14 protein-coding genes are annotated in these 16,447 nt (G+C 42.1%); 7 read left to right on the plus strand and 7 right to left on the minus strand.

Going from position 1 to position 16,447, the window contains the following annotated elements:
- From I2I33_RS20300 to thiE, 4 genes are all read left to right on the plus strand, one after another.
- Positions 1 to 205, plus strand: a 205-nt coding sequence (locus tag I2I33_RS20300; RefSeq protein WP_229128278.1) for a hypothetical protein, incomplete at its 5' end; no start/stop codon positions are given.
- 235 nt (positions 206 to 440) lie between these two features.
- Positions 441 to 1,625: a carboxypeptidase-like regulatory domain-containing protein gene (locus I2I33_RS11040; RefSeq protein WP_087420286.1), complete on the plus strand. Its 1,185-nt coding sequence runs from the start codon at positions 441 to 443 to the stop codon at positions 1,623 to 1,625.
- A gap of 173 nt (positions 1,626 to 1,798) precedes the next feature.
- On the plus strand, positions 1,799 to 2,593 hold the full coding sequence (gene thiM, locus I2I33_RS11045) for a hydroxyethylthiazole kinase (RefSeq protein WP_087420285.1): 795 nt from the start codon (positions 1,799 to 1,801) through the stop codon (positions 2,591 to 2,593).
- Between the two features lie 7 nt (positions 2,594 to 2,600).
- A complete protein-coding gene (gene thiE / locus I2I33_RS11050; RefSeq protein ID WP_087420284.1) occupies positions 2,601 to 3,218 on the plus strand; it encodes a thiamine phosphate synthase in 618 nt (205 codons plus the stop codon).
- 244 nt (positions 3,219 to 3,462) lie between these two features.
- On the opposite strand, the gene I2I33_RS11055 is transcribed toward thiE, so the two are convergent.
- Positions 3,463 to 4,809, minus strand: a complete 1,347-nt coding sequence (locus I2I33_RS11055; RefSeq protein WP_087420283.1) for a sodium-dependent transporter — start codon at positions 4,807 to 4,809, stop codon at positions 3,463 to 3,465.
- A 250-nt stretch (positions 4,810 to 5,059) separates the two neighbouring features.
- Here I2I33_RS11055 and guaA point away from each other — a divergent pair, with 250 nt between their 5' ends.
- Positions 5,060 to 6,589 (plus strand): glutamine-hydrolyzing GMP synthase, encoded by a 1,530-nt coding sequence (guaA, locus tag I2I33_RS11060; protein WP_087420282.1) that lies wholly within the window; start codon positions 5,060 to 5,062, stop codon positions 6,587 to 6,589.
- Positions 6,590 to 6,675: 86 nt separating this feature from the next.
- Here the strand turns inward: guaA and I2I33_RS11065 are convergent, their stop codons facing one another.
- From I2I33_RS11065 to I2I33_RS11090, 6 genes are all read right to left on the minus strand, one after another.
- The gene (locus tag I2I33_RS11065; RefSeq protein ID WP_087420281.1) at positions 6,676 to 7,083 is read right to left on the minus strand and encodes a HEPN domain-containing protein; all 408 of its coding nucleotides are present in this window, start codon (positions 7,081 to 7,083) and stop codon (positions 6,676 to 6,678) included.
- Complete coding sequence (locus I2I33_RS11070; RefSeq protein ID WP_087420280.1) at positions 7,080 to 7,394, minus strand: nucleotidyltransferase family protein; 315 nt, start codon at positions 7,392 to 7,394, stop codon at positions 7,080 to 7,082. The genes I2I33_RS11065 and I2I33_RS11070 overlap by 4 nt, the downstream gene beginning before the upstream one ends.
- A 63-nt stretch (positions 7,395 to 7,457) precedes the next feature.
- Entirely contained in the window at positions 7,458 to 8,189 is a 732-nt protein-coding gene (locus I2I33_RS11075) for a LytR/AlgR family response regulator transcription factor (RefSeq protein WP_087420279.1), read from the minus strand.
- A complete protein-coding gene (locus tag I2I33_RS11080) occupies positions 8,186 to 9,238 on the minus strand; it encodes a sensor histidine kinase (protein WP_087420278.1) in 1,053 nt (350 codons plus the stop codon). Before I2I33_RS11080 ends, I2I33_RS11075 begins: the two co-directional genes overlap by 4 nt.
- Positions 9,229 to 10,248, minus strand: coding sequence for a sensor histidine kinase (locus tag I2I33_RS11085; protein WP_195666804.1), 1,020 nt, complete (start codon positions 10,246 to 10,248; stop codon positions 9,229 to 9,231). Before I2I33_RS11085 ends, I2I33_RS11080 begins: the two co-directional genes overlap by 10 nt.
- 92 nt (positions 10,249 to 10,340) lie before the next feature.
- Entirely contained in the window at positions 10,341 to 11,246 is a 906-nt protein-coding gene (locus I2I33_RS11090) for a DUF6268 family outer membrane beta-barrel protein (RefSeq protein WP_087420276.1), read from the minus strand.
- 338 nt (positions 11,247 to 11,584) lie between these two features.
- Here I2I33_RS11090 and I2I33_RS11095 point away from each other — a divergent pair, with 338 nt between their 5' ends.
- Entirely contained in the window at positions 11,585 to 12,757 is a 1,173-nt protein-coding gene (locus I2I33_RS11095; protein WP_140402558.1) for a FecR family protein, read from the plus strand.
- A gap of 80 nt (positions 12,758 to 12,837) precedes the next feature.
- Positions 12,838 to 16,446, plus strand: coding sequence for a SusC/RagA family TonB-linked outer membrane protein (locus I2I33_RS11100; RefSeq protein ID WP_087420274.1), 3,609 nt, complete (start codon positions 12,838 to 12,840; stop codon positions 16,444 to 16,446).
- The last annotated feature ends 1 nt before the right edge of the window (position 16,447 follow it).

Below are 16,447 nucleotides of genomic sequence, written 5' to 3' on the forward strand. Positions count from 1 at the left end.
TAAGTGGGTCAGTTTCGGTTATAAAGGTGGGTCAGGTGATTTTTATAATAGTGGGTCAAGTGACTTTATATTTTCCATCGTCCTTAATTTTTTTTGTTCAAAATTAGTTGGTGAAGAGCCCTCCTCTGATACGCAAATCGCGGAAGAACGGCGCAATCTTTTTTCGTTACCGGATTTTTTGCGTGAGTTGTCAGTAACTCACTAATCCTTAAAGCCTTGTTTCGTTATTCGTGTCCATTTCGTCACCTATTGGGCGTGGTTACGAACAAGTAACGTAGCTCCGTCTTGATTTGGCTTCGGCGTGGATTGTAATGGCTCTCGGAATAATTGGCAGCGTAAATGAAACCCCTGTAAATCAAATCCATTACCATATTCTTCCGCATTTCACTTTTTTGTAGTAACTTTGCAGAGGAAAATTAATTTTGAATAATAGAAATGCTATGAATAAAAAAATACTATCATTAATTATTTTGTTTTTAGGAGTGTTCTCGGTCATGCAAGCGCAAAATGACGGGAGGATTCGGGTGAAAGGTGTTGTACTGGACGAGACAACACGGCAACCTATCGCTTTTGCGAATATCGGGATTATCGGAACTGCGGCGGGAGCTGCCTCAGATATGGATGGTTTGTTTGAGTTGATCGTGTCGGAAAAATTGGCAACTTACATGATGAGAGTGTCCGCAGTGGGATATGCATCTGCGGAGATGAAGGTGTACGAGGCACGAGATAAAGGGGAGGTGCAAATTCTTCTGAAACCAGTTACTTACGGGATCGGGGAGGTGGACGTGACGGCCGAGTCTCTGGTGTTGAAGAAATTACTGGAGAACGTGGTGAAGAATATCGGGAGGAATTATATTCCACGGCCCTATAATTACGAGGGATATTTCGAGTATGGTGTAGAGGTAAATGACGGGGAGAAGAAATTTAAGGAGGCGATCGTGGATATTTATGATAGTGAAGGGTATAAGCGTTCAAACGTGGAGCAAACGTTTAAAGCGTTGAATTATAATTTTTCGCAGGTTCGCCGGAGCGGTGAAAGCGGTTCTGCTGTTGACGGTTTGATCTATTTCGATGATATTATTACGGCAGATATTGTTCGTAATACTCGTAATATACTGGATTTACAAAATTTCCGAGACTTCAAACTGAGAAGTAAAGGAAAATTCATGTATGAAGGGGATTCCGTGCAGATTGTTACTTATGAATGTCTGAAACCTTCCTTGTCAAATTCCGGTACGGCAAACGTAACGAAATTCAGTGGGGAATTGTACGTGGAATTAAAGAGTTTCGCGATTATCAAGAACGTGATGCACGTAACTTCTTCCGCGTTTAATTTGTTGGGACGTAATTTGCTGCTTGCTGGAGATAGTCCCCGGCACGAGGTGATGGCCACAATCACGACGAACTATAAACGTGTTAGTTCATACTATTTCCTTAGTGGCGTAAGTATCGTCTACACTTACAAGGATGGTGCCGACCGGATTAAGGGAGAGATGCAGTACCAAACTACTAAAGTCAGCGTGAACAAGACCACCCCGATTGCTGGAAGAGTCTATTACGAGGAAGTACCCACCGATCACAATTTCTGGGATCGATACACGATTTACTTGGAGGAAGAAGAATAGATTAATTTTAGATTTAATGATTTTAGATCCCACTAATTTCTTAATTTATGATTTAAGATTAAGTGAGTTTTACCTATCAACTAACGCTTTTCTTAATCGTAAATCGCAATTCATAAATCATAAATTAATTGATTCTTTCATTTTCAATTTTCAACTTTCAATTTTCAATTATCATGTTGGATCAAATTTGGGAAAATATCCAGCGGGTGAAGGAAGAATCCCCGCTGGTGCATAATATAACGAATGCCGTGGTGATGAATAACACGGCAAATGCGTTGCTTGCCGCTGGTGCATCACCGATTATGGCACACGCCTTGGAAGAGATTGACGAGATGGTGGCTTTATGTCGTGCCACGGTAATTAATATTGGTACACTGGATCGTTTTACCGTGGAATCCATGAAAGCAGCTATCCGGCGGGCAAACGAAGTGGGGCATCCCGTGGTACTTGATCCCGTGGGAGCCGGGGCCACGAGCTTTCGTAATCAAACGTTGCGGGATATACTGGCAGCCGGAACTCCGACTTTTATACGGGGCAATGCATCTGAGATCATGACTATGGCAGGATTATCAACACAATCCAAGGGAGTGGATAGTTCCGAATCTTCTTTAAATAGCCTTGATGCAGCTAAAGCGTTAAGCCAGCGTGTCGGATGTATCGTTTGCGTTAGCGGGGAGACGGATCTAGTAGTAGAAGGGGATCGGGTAGTATACCTGCATAACGGTTCGCCGATGATGGAGAAAGTGACCGGGTTGGGATGTACGGCCTCGGCTATTCTGGGGGCGTTTGCTGCGGTTGTAAAGAATCCGTTTATGGCAGCCGTTAGTGCTACTTCTTTCATGGGGGTATGTGGCGAGATTGCTGTGGGGATGTCTCAAGGCCCTGGAACATTGCAACTTCATCTATATGATGTGATGTATAACTTGAGTCAGGAACAATTCATGCAGATTGTACGAGTTTCAGAATAAGAGGGATATGCGAATTTATTTGGTTACGGATGAAGGGTTGTTATTAGGGAAGGACTTGTACCGTACGGTTGAGGCTGCCGTAAAAGGTGGGGTGAGCATGGTACAGTTACGGGAAAAAGAGTCGTCAACCCGAGAATTTATTGAACGGGCAATTCGGTTGAAAGAAGTGTTGACTCCTTACGGGGTCCCTCTGATTATTAATGACCGGGTGGATGTTGCGTTGGCAGCTGATGCTGATGGGGTACACGTGGGACAAAGCGATATGCCCTACGAGATGGTTAAGCGGTTACTACCGGAGGGGAAAATTATCGGCTTATCCGTGGAATCACCGGAACAAGTGTTGGAAGCCAATGACTATGATTTGGATTACGTGGCAGCAAGTCCCGTGTTTTCAACCACGACGAAAACAAATACTATCGTGGAATGGGGATTAGATGGCTTACGCTGGATTAGATCTGTTTCCCGCCATCCGTTAGTTGCCATCGGGGGAATCCATCCCGATAACGTGGCGTCGATATTTCAGGCCGGGGCGGATAGTGTGGCGGTAATCTCGGCGATTGTCTCTGCCGACGATCCGGAACGAGCTACACGGGAATTATTGGAAAAAAGCGGTGAACTTCACTAATTTATTTTACTATACTAACCCCTGCCTGATAATTAGACTATCCTTGCTTTACCTTTAAAATATAATCTAAACATATCATGAATACATCATCGACACTGACTATTGTTGATGATGTGTTTATGATATGTTGTTGATATGTACTTGAGATAGCGAACCCATAGTGTATTGTCCTTGTATTGTCCTGGAAAAGTTTACTGTAAACTTAGTAAACCAATTTTAGGAAACTACATTGTTGAGAGAATAATCAGAATAGTCCCAGCGAGTGTAACAGAATCACGAGGATAAACAGGGGTGCTACATATTTCAGGACGAATATCAACGGTTTCAGTAACCATAGTTTCAATTCTCCATTATTGGTTAATTCCGCTTCTAGTAAACGGCGATCGAATCTCCATCCCACGTAAATGGAAATCAAGATTCCACCCACGGGTAGCAGTATGTTGGAACTGACGTAATCAAATATCCCGAAGATCGACAAGTTGCCGATATGGACTTCTTTTAACGGCCCAAAAGAAAGGGTGCATAAAATTCCGAAGATTGTGACGATTACCGTGGATATGACGGTCGCTTTGCGACGGCTGATATGCTTTTCTTCCACGAAAAAGGCAACGATTACTTCCAGAAGGGAAATAGAGGACGTGAGAGCGGCCATGGTTAGCAGGAGAAAGAAAAGAATCGCCCATAGTTGCCCGAAAGCCATGCTTTGGAACACTTGTGGCAACGTGAGGAACACAAGGCCCGGCCCGGAATCCGGTGCAATGTTGAAAGCGAACACAGCGGGAAATATGGCAATTCCTGCCAACACGGCGATCAACGTGTCCGCGCAAATCACTTGCAAGGATATAGAAGTCAGGTTTTCATCTTTTTTGATGTAAGAGGCATAAGTCAAGAGGACACCCATGCCGATTGATAAGGAGAAAAAGGCCTGTCCCAGAGCAGAAAGTACTCCCTGCGAAGTAAGTTCCGAGAACTTGGGTAAGAAAAGAAATTTTATCCCTTCCATGGCCCCCTCCAGCGTGCATGCCCGGATTCCGAGTATCACGATAAGCACGAAAAGGAGGGGCATCATGAGTTTGGTGTATCGTTCGATACCTTTTTTTACTCCTGCCAGCACGATAAACCCGGTGAGAGCCATGAACACGATTTGCCAGAATACGGGTTTATAAGGATTCGTGATAAAGTCCGAAAATATGGTATTCAAGTTAACATCGGTGTCGGCATGAAAAGAGAAGGTGAAAGATTTAAAGACATATTCCAACGTCCAGCCGGCAACCGTCCCGTAAAAGGAGAGAATCATCGTGGCAGCAAGAAGAACCAGTACCCCGAAATAACGCCAGGCTGTTTTGGGCTCCAATCGGTCGAAGGTTCCGAAAGCGTTTCTTCCGGAATAGCGTCCTAGAGCAAATTCCGAAAGCATTACCGGTAATCCTATGGCTACCGTGAAAAATATGTATACCAGAAGAAAAGCTCCCCCACCATTATTCCCTGCCTCATAGGGAAATTTCCAGATATTTCCCAAGCCGACGGCGGAACCAGCTAGGGCAGCTATTGCCCCGAATTTAGAGCCAAAACTATCTCTCGTGTTGTGCATAAGAAGAAAAAGTTACAAGTTAACAGATTGCAAGTTACAGGTTAAAATTGTAAAGTGTAAGTGAATTACGGTTTATAGGGATTTTAGGTTACGAAATGACGTTATTTTTTAGCACTGCATATCAGGAGGTTATAAGTATATCAATAGCCTGTAACCTGTTAACTTGTAACCTGTAACTTTTTCGTCAGGACTTTTTTAAAGTTCCGGCGAAAAAAACGTATCTTTGTCCGAAAATAAATAAGCGATTCACATGCAAGAGAAAATTCTAATACTGGATTTCGGTTCACAGTACACGCAGTTGATAGCGAGACGCGTGCGGGAACTGAATGTCTATTGCGAGATTTACCCTTTCAATCACTACCCTGCACTTGATGCGTCCGTGAAAGGCGTGATCCTTTCGGGAAGTCCTTTTTCCGTGCGTGACGAGAAGGCCCCGCAACCGGATTTGTCTTCTATAAAAGGAAAATTACCGTTGCTGGGAGTATGTTACGGGGCTCAGTATCTGGCCCATTATTTCGGGGGTGAAGTTAAAGCCTCGAACAAGAGAGAGTACGGTCGGGCGAATTTATCATTTGTTGATAATTCCTGCCCGTTGTTCAAAAATATCAGCCAACATTCACAGGTGTGGATGTCTCACGGTGATACGATAGAGGTGCTACCCTCGCATTACACGGTGGTTGCCAGCACGTCTGACGTGGAGAATGCCGCTTACCGCATCGAGGGAGAAGAAACTTTCGGTATTCAATTCCACCCGGAGGTGTACCACAGCACGGAAGGAACCGCTTTATTGAAGAATTTCGTGGTGGACATCTGTGGTTGTAAACAAGACTGGACACCGGATTCTTTTATCGAGACTACGGTTGCCGAATTGAAGGAAAAGATCGGCGAAGACCGTGTGATTCTTGGTTTATCGGGGGGAGTAGACTCCACGGTTGCTGCCATGTTATTACACCGGGCTATCGGTAAGAATTTGACTTGTATTTTCGTGGACAATGGTTTGTTGCGGAAAAACGAGTTCTCTGATGTGCTTGAAAATTACAAGGAACTCGGCTTGAACGTGATCGGCGTGGATGCGGGAGATCTTTTCCTTTCCCGTTTGGCAGGTATCGAAGATCCCGAGAAGAAACGTAAGATTATCGGAGCAACATTCGTGGACGTGTTCGACGAAGAGTCGCATAAAGTAAAAGATGCAAAATGGTTGGGGCAAGGTACGATTTACCCGGATGTGATTGAATCATCATCGGTAAACGGACCGTCACAGACCATCAAGTCACATCATAACGTGGGCGGTTTACCCGATTATATGAAACTAAAGGTCGTAGAGCCTTTACGTCTGTTATTCAAGGATGAAGTTCGCCGGGTAGGTAAGAGTCTTGGATTGGCAGATAAATTTTTGAAGCGTCATCCTTTCCCCGGACCGGGTTTAGCTATTCGTATCTTAGGGGAGATCACGAAAGAAAAAGTGAGATTATTGCAGGAGGCCGACTATATTTATATTTCCATGCTTCAAGAAGAAGGTCTGTACGATAAAGTATGGCAAGCCGGAACCATCTTACTCCCGATCAAGAGTGTCGGGGTGATGGGAGACGAGCGTACTTACGAAAGTGTGGTAGCCTTGCGTGCCGTGGAATCAACGGATGGGATGACAGCCGATTGGTGTCACCTACCATACGAATTTTTGGCAAAAGTGTCTAACAGGATTATCAATAATGTCCGGGGGATTAACCGCGTTGTTTATGACATCAGCTCAAAGCCACCAGCCACGATTGAGTGGGAATAGTGGTGGAATTTAAAATAAAGAGAGCGTTCGACAGGTTTAGAGTTGGACGCTCTTTTTCGTAAGATACTTTGAAATGAATTTAGATTCTATTCTGTTTTTATCAAATTAGTAATAGCATCGATGAAAATTTTAGCTTGCGGAAATAATTCATTTACTAAATCTTCATCGCAATAAGCAAAATCATCATAGTCCCCACTATGCCTTTTTTCAAATAAAGTACTGAATGTTTTACCAATTTTTAATGGTAATTTGCCAGTTGCGACAAAATGTAATCCGAGCATCGTTTTAACCCCATTGTGAGTTTGTGTTTGAATATCATACTTTAATAGGAGAGCCACGGTTGCATAATAACATGCGTAATACAAACGATTGATGGCTGCATTATAGAAATTTTCACGTTTCATAACCTCTGCCTCTTTCAATGTTTCATAAGCTCGTTGTATTCTGTATGCAATCAATGCATTCTTGCTATTTTCGTCCATTTTTTCTTTCATAACACGATCCCTTCATTTACAATGTTGATATAAAATGGTGTTTTAAATGGACGATTTTCCCAAAGCTTTTTTAACATTATGATAGGGCTGATCGTGACACCTGTCTTTAATTCCAGTTCATAAAGAGGTAGAGTAATAGATTCTTCCTGTTCTAGAGACATTTTTTCTCCGTCGACTAAAATCAACAAGTCAATGTCACTATCAGAACGAGCTTCTCCACGAGCCTCAGAACCAAACAGGATAGCTTTAGCTGTTGGGGCAATTTCATGTATTATCTTTCTAATTTGTTCTACTACGTCAGCTCGTTTCATGGGTAATGAATTACTTCGTTCTTACAAAGATAAGAATTTATCTTTTATCTTCAATGCTATTTTTTAAAGAACACCTTTTTTGAACCCACCTCTTTTCGTCACGAATTTCTCGAAAAAGTCGTCTCGGTAACTATTGCCAATGGCGATTTCGTGTGAGCGGATGGTGACGTCGTTGTTGTCGAAGGAGGTGATGTGTCGGGTGTTGATGATATAGGATTTGTTAATGCGGAAAAACAGACTGGCAGGAAGTTGTTCGTGTATGGCCTTGAGAGTCATTTTGGTAATGATCCGTTGATCTTTCAACTGGAGAATCACGTAATCTTTCAGTCCCTCGATAAAAAGAATATCCTCGAAATTTACCTTGAAATAACGGCGTTCGGATTTCACAAACAGGTAATCATTCTCCACTTCCTCGATGTTTTCTTTTTCTCCCGTGACGAGTAAAGTGTGATAGTTCATTGCTTTGTTGACCGCTTTCTGGAAACGTTCGAATTCAATGGGTTTTACCAGATAATCTACGGCATCCACCTCGTAACTATCTAATGCGTATTCCGTGTACGCTGTTGTAAAGATGATCAATGTATCTTTAGAAATATTCCAGGCGAACTCGATTCCCGTGATACCGGGCATCTGTACGTCGAGAAAGACGAGGTCTACCGGGTGAGAGGTTAGGTAAGTGGCCGCGGAGGAGGCATTATTGAACATCTCCATCAGTTCCAGTTCCGGCACCCGGGCTATAAGAGACCGGATACCCTTCCGTGCGATCGGCTCGTCGTCGACAATAATACATTTCATAATTTCAATTGTAAATGAACTTTATATTGCGTTTCTGTTTCTTCTATCCGGAGCGAGTAATCCTTCCCGTACAATAACTCCAAACGTCGTTGCACGTTTGACAATCCTAACCCTCCGGTTTCTTTCTTTACCGGAACGAGAGGTTTGGAGTTTTCGCAGGTGAAAGTCAGTTCGTCATGTTCCACTCGAAAATAAAGGTAAATGTACGATAAATTCTCGCTATCGGGGTTATGTTTTATAGCATTTTCAACAAAGGGGATAAAGAGTAGCGGGGGAATCTTCACGTTATTCACATCACCTTCCTTTGAGATCAAGTACTCGAAATGATCCCGGCGCATCTTTTCCAGTTCGAGAAATCCCGTCAGGAAGTGAATGTCCGCACTCAAGAAAACCTCTTGCCGGGCGCTGTCGTTCAATTGGTAGCGCAGCATATCGTCGAGCTTGGTCAGGAGACGGGAAGCCTCGTCCGGGTCTTCCTTCACGAGAATATTGGCATTGTTGAGCATATTGAACAGGAAATGGGGATTGATCTGGTTCTTTAATTGCTGCAATTCCGACTGCATCGTAGTTTTTTCCAGTTCCGTGATTTGCCGGTCATAGATCATCCAGCGCCGGAACAGTTCGATACTGGTGGTTCCCATGGTGATCATCCCGATGATCACGATCGCGTAAAGAACATTGGGTAAAGAGTAGGCGTTCTCGTTCACGAAAATCTCCGTGATCACGCCATATTTTTGATAAAGATACTGAACAATAGGGGCATAAATCAATAATCCTGTAATAATGATGAGAAACAAGGCTGCAATATAAAACGACAATTTATTCTTCACGAGTAGGCGGGGAATCAAGATAAACTGGTTGATATAGGTCGGTAGCATGAACATGGACAAGCTGATGAGATAAGCATAGAACCAGCCTATCCCGGTGAAGTAACCGTACACGTTCTGGAAAGCAAAGAATGCGATGATCAGAAAGGTCGTGATATTTCTGATCTGGTTGAAATTTGGATTCAACTGAAAGTGCGGGTTCAGGTGGTTCTTTATAAACATATTTGTAAACTGGTAATGTTATTTTTGTCTCCTTGTTTTGTTTCAAGTAGAAAGCTCTCCCCGTACAATAACTGGAGTCTTCGATGCAGGTTATACAACCCGTTGGCTGGCTCTTTCGAAAGGCCGGGAGGATAGATACAGGCGAAGTACAGGTTGTTGTTCTTCATTTTGAACAGGATGTATATATCGGGGAATTTACCCGTGTCATGGGATCGGATATACCCGAGGGCATGTTCAACAACAGGAATAAAAAGCAAGGGAGGAACCAGAACATGATCAATGTCCTTATCCATCGTGATACTGAAGTCAAAACGATCGTTGAGTATTTTCTCTAAGTTCATGTAATCCCGAATAAACGAAATATCCGCACTTAACAGCACCTTTTCCCGCATACTATCATAGAGTTGATAGCGCAGCAGGCGACTTAAACGGAGTAAGAGAGAAAAAGCTTTGCCCGCATCCTTTTTGGTCAGCACGTTGGCCGTGTTTAACATACGTGACAGGAAGTCCGGTTGAACCTGATCTTTCAGACGGTCGAGTTCATTCTGTACCTTGCTTTTTTCCAATTCCTGCAATTGTCGGCTGTGCATGATCCAGCGTTGCAGGAATATGGTCATGGAAAATGCCGAGATATAAAAAAAGATGCCTAGGAAGTTAATGAAAAAGAACAGAAAAAGATTACAATTCGGTTTAATCGCCTCGTGAAATACCGGGAAATAAAATTTCGAGATGAAAATAACCAGAAACATCATGAATAGGAGAAATAGGGTACACGAAAGCAGGCAAATAGCGTATGTCCAATACTTGCCTTTAAAAAGAAGACGAGGTATTAATATATACGTGTTCAAGCATATTATCCCCCAGAACAGGAATATGAGGGTGATGTTAATCAACGTGATGGCATTCCATCCCGGGGAAAACTCGGAGTTTTCGAAGAGTCCCCTCATGACGATAATTCCAAGCAACAGTAGAATCAACAAGTGCCTGAAAATCCGAAATTTTGGGTGCATTAGGAAATTTTCCCAATACTGGTTTCCGTTTTTATATGTGATTGAATTGGACATTTGCGTGTAAAACTGGGGATAAATTTAATGATTTCTTTTTAGAATTTCCATGCTATACCGAGAGAGCAATAGAATCCCAATCTGAAATGCGGATCGCTCTCGTCGTCATCGGAGAAGTATTCCTTTAAACTTCTTTTCGAGTAAAAAGCACTCCGAGCCGGAGTAATGCCCAAGGTGAGCGGGATGGATAACGATTTGCCGAGTGTGAATTCCGGACGTAACCCGACAACCACGTATTGCTGGGTGAAATACATCTTTTTCCCGTTTCTCTCGGAAAGAGCCATCATCCCGTCCATTTCGGCAACAAGACTTAATTTCAGGTGGTTGTTAAATTTCATGCCCACGGAAACCCGCACGGCATCAATTAAGGCAACATTTACTTCGTAACGTCCTTCTAATCGCCAGTTGAAATAAAATGCGGGGAAGAGCATAGGATAACCAAACGTGTTATTCAGGGCGGCTCCCACACCAAGGTCTAGGTTCGGGCGTAAATGGCGGATAAACACGATGGCACCTTGTCCCAGTATATTATCCCATCTTGCCTTGGATAGATTATCGCTATCCATGTAAAGGCCGGCCCCAACGGTTGCCAGCATGGACCATTTAGCATTTAGCGGTCTCGTGTGTGTTAACCCGATTTGAAGGTTTAACATATCCGAGGGACATAGGGTTACGGGAAGTTTCTTGTTACTCATGCTTGCATGCGATGCGCTACATCCGATTGCCCAAGCCGTGGGGCGGTTATTCTCGTTCATTTTAACTGAAAGCGGAACCCGGAATCCACCTTGTATTACTTTTAAATCTCCTTTGGCTCCCGAAAGTTTATTCTCTTCATCTTTGTATGAGGTAGAACTGATGTACTCCGTTTTAAAGTAGACCTGAGCATGTGTTTGCTGATAGGCGAGCGGGATAAAAAAGAATAGATAGCATAGAATAGATTTCATATTGTATTGATTTTTTATTCACGGGATAAAAATAGAAGATGTTTGGGAATGGGGATGAAATAATAGACGAAGTCCGGGTATAAGTCGACCAACCTCATGTTTTTGTTCGTCCTTGCGGCATATATTCTTTTATATCTGTCCCTTCATCCCGTCGATATGCCTTTGTAAAGTCTCCGTTTCTATGAAACACGTGTTTAACGATAGTATAACAAACAGATGTGAGAGAATGTATTGATTAATAGAAGATTAATATATTGTGTGAATTTTTTTTGAAAAAAGTGGCATTTTCTTATTACACCAAAGGGGGTGGTTCCCGTTTTGGTATTAAAAGCACAAAAATGACATTGAAAACAAGAGAATATATCGTACAGTTAATTGTCCGCCACGTGCAAGGAACGTTGGATGATACCGGGAAAAAGGAGTTGCTTGAATGGCGGGAAAGTTTCCCCGAGAACGAGGCTCTTTTTCAAAGAATGACTTCCCGTGTTCATTTCGAGGAAAGTTTAAAGGCTTGCGAGATGACGGGTAAGGAGATGGAATCAGAATGGAAACTGATCTATGGGAAAACGATTGGACGTCGGCGCTTGAGTATGAGACGGATGTTTCAGTACGCTGCAATATTGATTGCAGTTGTGTTGATCGGTGGGATCTGGATGTTGGGAGACGGGGATGTTGAGTTACCTGGTGATTCCTTGATGGCTAAGGCTCATCTGATAAAGAAAATAAAACCTCAAGCAATTTTGGTTATGGGGGACGGGACGACCGTGAATTTAAAAGACACAAGCTCTCTGGCATCATTGGTTTCCACGAAAGTGGCACTTTCCGCGAACAAGGAAATTTTGACCTACACGGAAGGAAGTGTTGACACGGTGATGGAGTTCCACACGATGAAAATACCCCGGGGTGGGGAGTACGTGCTGGTATTGTCCGACGGGACGACAGTTTATCTGAATGCCGAATCAGAATTAACATATCCGGTCAAATTCAGTGGTAAAGACAGGCGGGTTTATTTGAAAGGAGAAGCGTATTTTGAGGTGGAAAGAGATACGTGTAAACCTTTTATCGTGGAGGCAAATTCTTTGGAGATACAGGTTCTCGGAACGGAATTCGGGGTGCGGGCTTATGGGGATGAAGAATGTGTCCGTACAACACTTAAAAAGGGAAAAGTGAGCGTGGAAAGTGAGGGGTGCGGGGTGATCCTGACTCCGAATATGCAGGCCTCTTTTGACAAGAAAACGTCACAGATGGATGTACGGGAGGTGAACGTGGATTTGTTCCTAGGCTGGAAAGACGGACGGTTGATATTTGATAATTGTTCTTTGGAAGATATTTTAAAGGATCTGGGTAAATGGTATGATTTTGATGTACGTTATGCCCGGGAAGATGCCCGGTTAATACCATTCTCTCTGAATATAAAGAAACATGATGCTTTTGCGGAGGTCCTTCAATTACTTGAAGACACGGGGTGTGTGAAATTTGATATAAGAGATAACGTCGTTGTTGTAAAATAAAAAGTAGCGCGGGAACGCTACTTTAACCATCCCCCGCTAAGAACAGGGGACGAATAGTTATAAATTTGATTTACAAAGTTATGAAGAAAAATTGTAATCTTGTAAGGAAGAGGTATTTTTTATTTTTCCTTTTCCTGGTTTTTTCTATGCAATTTAGCCAGCGAGTCTACTCGCAGGAAATGAAGTTGTCCTTCAACCTGAAGAATGCAACTTTGAAAGATGTGATTAACGAGATCAAGCGTATTTCGGTCTATGATTTCGTGTATAGCGATCCTCAGTTAACCTCCTTCAAACAACGGGATGTATCATTTACGAACGCGACGATTCAACAAGTGATGGAGGATTGTTTGAAAGACACGAAACTCACGTACGCGATTAATGGAAACACGATCGTGTTTAAATTGAAAGCGACCCAAGAGAAAGAACAGGAGTTGAAATACATCTCCGGAGTGGTTTCGGATCAAGCTGGTAATCCTTTGCCGGGAGCTACGTTGTTAATTAAAGGAACCACGACAGGAATGGCCACGAATACCAATGGAGAGTACAAGATCGGGGTGCCTAAAGATGGGGAATGTACATTGATTTTTTCATTTATGGGAATGAAAACACAGTACGTGAAAGTCGGGAATAAAACGAAAATTGACGTAAAATTAGAAGAAGACTTGACGGAAGTTGAAGAGGTGGTTGTGACCGGTTATCAGAATATTGATAAAAGACATTTGACCAGTGCTGTAAGTTCCGTAAAAGCATCGGATATATTAACTCCCGGTATGACGAGCATTGATCAAGCTTTGGAAGGACGGATTCCTGAATTGGTATTAATCAGTAATTCGGGGGAAGTAGGAGCGACTCCTAGAATTCGGGTAAGAGGTACTTCCACGTTGCTGGGTAACCGGGAGCCGTTGTGGGTGTTGGACGGTTTTATTATGCACGATCCGGTTAACGTGAGTAATGATGATTTGAATAATCCGGATTATATTAATATTATCGGTAATGCTATTGCCGGGATTAATCCACAGGATATTGAACGTATTGATGTATTGAAAGACGCTTCGGCCACGGCTCTTTACGGAACAAGAGCAGCCAATGGCGTGATTGTAGTTACGACTAAAAAAGGGGCAATCGGTCCGGCTCGTTTCTCCTATAATCACTCATCAAAATATACGCGTCGTCCTCGTTATTCGGATAGAAATATAAACTTGATGAACTCGCAAGAGCGGGTACAGTTTGGTAAGGAACTTAGTGATCTGCATTACCAATTCCCATCAGACATGACTATGGTCGGATACGAAGGAGCTTTGGATAGTTATTATAAAGGTTTATCCACGTATGATGAATTTGTGGAAAACGTGAAATGGTATGAAACCGTGAACACGGATTGGTTTGATATTTTAACACGTGATACTTATTCTCATGATCACACATTTGGTGTATCGGGTGGTAATGATGATATCCGCTATTATGTATCAATCGGGTATAACAAGGAAAATGGAGTTTCTAAAACAACTTATACCGAGCGTTACACGACACGTTTGAATTTGGATATGACTTTCTCGAAGAAAATTAAGGCTAATTTTTCCATGAACGGGAACGTGCAAAAGAAAAATCACTTGATGGATGAGATTGATGCAATGGATTATGCTTATAACACGACCCGGGCTTTACCTTGTTTTAATCCTGATGGAACACTTTATTATTATAACAAGTCGGCTTACGGTGGAACGAACAGGTATAGCAATAAGTTTAGGTATAATATTTTAAATGAAATAGAAAATAGTTCTAACGAGTATGACGGAAACACGATTGGAGCAATGCTTGATATCAAATTAACCCCGATCACTGGACTGGATATCTCTGTATCTGGAAATTATAACAGGAGTAGTACTTTACAGGAACAATGGTGGGGTGAAAAAACGCATTATGTAGCTCGTTGGAAAAATGCCGAGTATGAGTCTCTTCCGTTGACAGGTTCATCCGGATATTGTTATTTGCCTTACGGGGGGATTCTAAAAACAGTAAATTCTATTACAGAAGGGTATACTTTCCGTACTCAGGTTGATTATCGTAAATTATTTGGAGAAAATCAACAACATATGATGATGCTGATGGGTGGATTCGAGTTAAATGGAAATACAACCAGACAGATCAGTGATGAAAACCGAGGATTCGTGAAGGACCGGGGACTGCAGTTTATTGATGAATTACAAAATTTGGATGATTATCCGTGGTACAAGGATTGGTTGAACCAGAATCACCGTAGTATAGCGCATGGTATTTCTCACCAGATATCCGGGTATTTTGTACTGAGTTATAGTTATCAAAATCATTTCACGTTGAATGTGAATGGACGTTTTGATGCTTCCAATAAGTTTGGTAGCCGCAGTAATGAACGTTTTTTACCGGTATGGTCTGTTTCTGGTAACTGGAATTTGCAGGAAAATATATTAAAAAACGTTAAGTTTATTAGTGAATTGCGATTGAGAGGATCATTCGGTATACAAGGAAATATGTTGGAAGACCAAAGTCCGAATTTGATTATTAAACAAGGTACATTGGAACCTATTTACAATGAGAACGTGTCTACGATAGCTCGTTACCCGAATCCTAATTTACGCTGGGAAGAGACGCAACAATTAGACGGAGGTCTTGAGATTGGATTTTTTAATTCACGTTTGAACGTGGAGTTTTCTGTTTATTCCAAGAAAACCACGGATTGTTTTACTGATGTGAGAGTTTCTTCGGTAAACGGAGTGGCCAATCATGCTTACGTTATGAATGGTGGGGATTTGAAGAATAGCGGCTACTCTATTTCTCTGTCTGCCACGCCTGTTAAAACAAAAGATTTCCAATGGAAATTCTCCACGTATTATTCAGGAAACTTTAATAAAGTTCAGACAGCATCGGTTGAAAGTTATACGTTAAATGATTATTTGAATGGTACTGCGTTGGTTGACGGGGCAGCAATTGGTAGTTTTTATTCGTACAAATTTTGGGGATTGAATCCTTCGAATGGAACTCCGATGTTTGATGATTATAATGACCGGAAACATTTACTAGAATATAAAACGTTAGAAGAAACGGTGTTGATGACCATGGAAAAGAGTGGACAACGTGATCCGATTTTTAGTGGTAATTTCTCGAATAATTTCACGTACAAAAATTTTTCTCTGTCGATGAATTTATCTTATAGCATCGGTTCAAAAGTAAGATTATTCCCGTTGTATTCTCCAGTGGTTTCGGGTGTTAGTTCGGAGATGAACGTGAGAAAAGAATTCATGAATCGTTGGATGGCTCCCGGTGATGAAGCACATACGAATATTCCGGTTATCATGAGTCCGGCAGATCCTGAATACATGACATATTATGCTCATTTTTCAGCAGGACCGACAACAGCAACACATATACAAAATTTTGCATCCAATGTTTGGAATATGTATGATAACTCTGATATTCGTGTCGTTAGCGGTAATTACTTGAAATGTTCATCTATGACCATACGTTATAATCTCTCTTCCGAGTTGTTAAAGAAAACACCTTTTTCTAACATATCGCTTAGCTTAAATGCGTTGAATTTATTCACGATATCTGCTAAAGAATTGAAAGGACAGGACCCTTCACAAGCGGGTTTTGCAAAACCGAACTTATCGGTTCGTCCTTCTTACACATTCCAATTTAATGTTACATTTTAAT

The organism is Butyricimonas sp. BSD2780061689_150309_C8, assembly GCF_015560935.1.
GTDB classification, from domain to species: Bacteria; Bacteroidota; Bacteroidia; order Bacteroidales; family Marinifilaceae; genus Butyricimonas; species Butyricimonas paravirosa.

Bases quoted from the DNA above. Each gene is read 5' to 3' on its own strand.
- I2I33_RS11055 (WP_087420283.1), bottom strand. From the start codon at position 4,809: ATGCACAACACGAGAGATAGTTTTGGCTCTAAATTCGGGGCAATAGCT.
- I2I33_RS11040 (WP_087420286.1), top strand. From the start codon at position 441: ATGAATAAAAAAATACTATCATTAATTATTTTGTTTTTAGGAGTGTTC.
- thiE (WP_087420284.1), top strand. From the start codon at position 2,601: ATGCGAATTTATTTGGTTACGGATGAAGGGTTGTTATTAGGGAAGGAC.
- I2I33_RS11095 (WP_140402558.1), top strand. From the start codon at position 11,585: ATGACATTGAAAACAAGAGAATATATCGTACAGTTAATTGTCCGCCAC.
- I2I33_RS11085 (WP_195666804.1), bottom strand. From the start codon at position 10,248: ATGCACCCAAAATTTCGGATTTTCAGGCACTTGTTGATTCTACTGTTG.
- I2I33_RS11065 (WP_087420281.1), bottom strand. From the start codon at position 7,083: ATGAAAGAAAAAATGGACGAAAATAGCAAGAATGCATTGATTGCATAC.
- guaA (WP_087420282.1), top strand. From the start codon at position 5,060: ATGCAAGAGAAAATTCTAATACTGGATTTCGGTTCACAGTACACGCAG.
- I2I33_RS11075 (WP_087420279.1), bottom strand. From the start codon at position 8,189: ATGAAATGTATTATTGTCGACGACGAGCCGATCGCACGGAAGGGTATC.
- I2I33_RS11080 (WP_087420278.1), bottom strand. From the start codon at position 9,238: ATGTTTATAAAGAACCACCTGAACCCGCACTTTCAGTTGAATCCAAAT.
- I2I33_RS11100 (WP_087420274.1), top strand. From the start codon at position 12,838: ATGAAGAAAAATTGTAATCTTGTAAGGAAGAGGTATTTTTTATTTTTC.
- thiM (WP_087420285.1), top strand. From the start codon at position 1,799: ATGTTGGATCAAATTTGGGAAAATATCCAGCGGGTGAAGGAAGAATCC.
- I2I33_RS11070 (WP_087420280.1), bottom strand. From the start codon at position 7,394: ATGAAACGAGCTGACGTAGTAGAACAAATTAGAAAGATAATACATGAA.
- I2I33_RS11090 (WP_087420276.1), bottom strand. From the start codon at position 11,246: ATGAAATCTATTCTATGCTATCTATTCTTTTTTATCCCGCTCGCCTAT.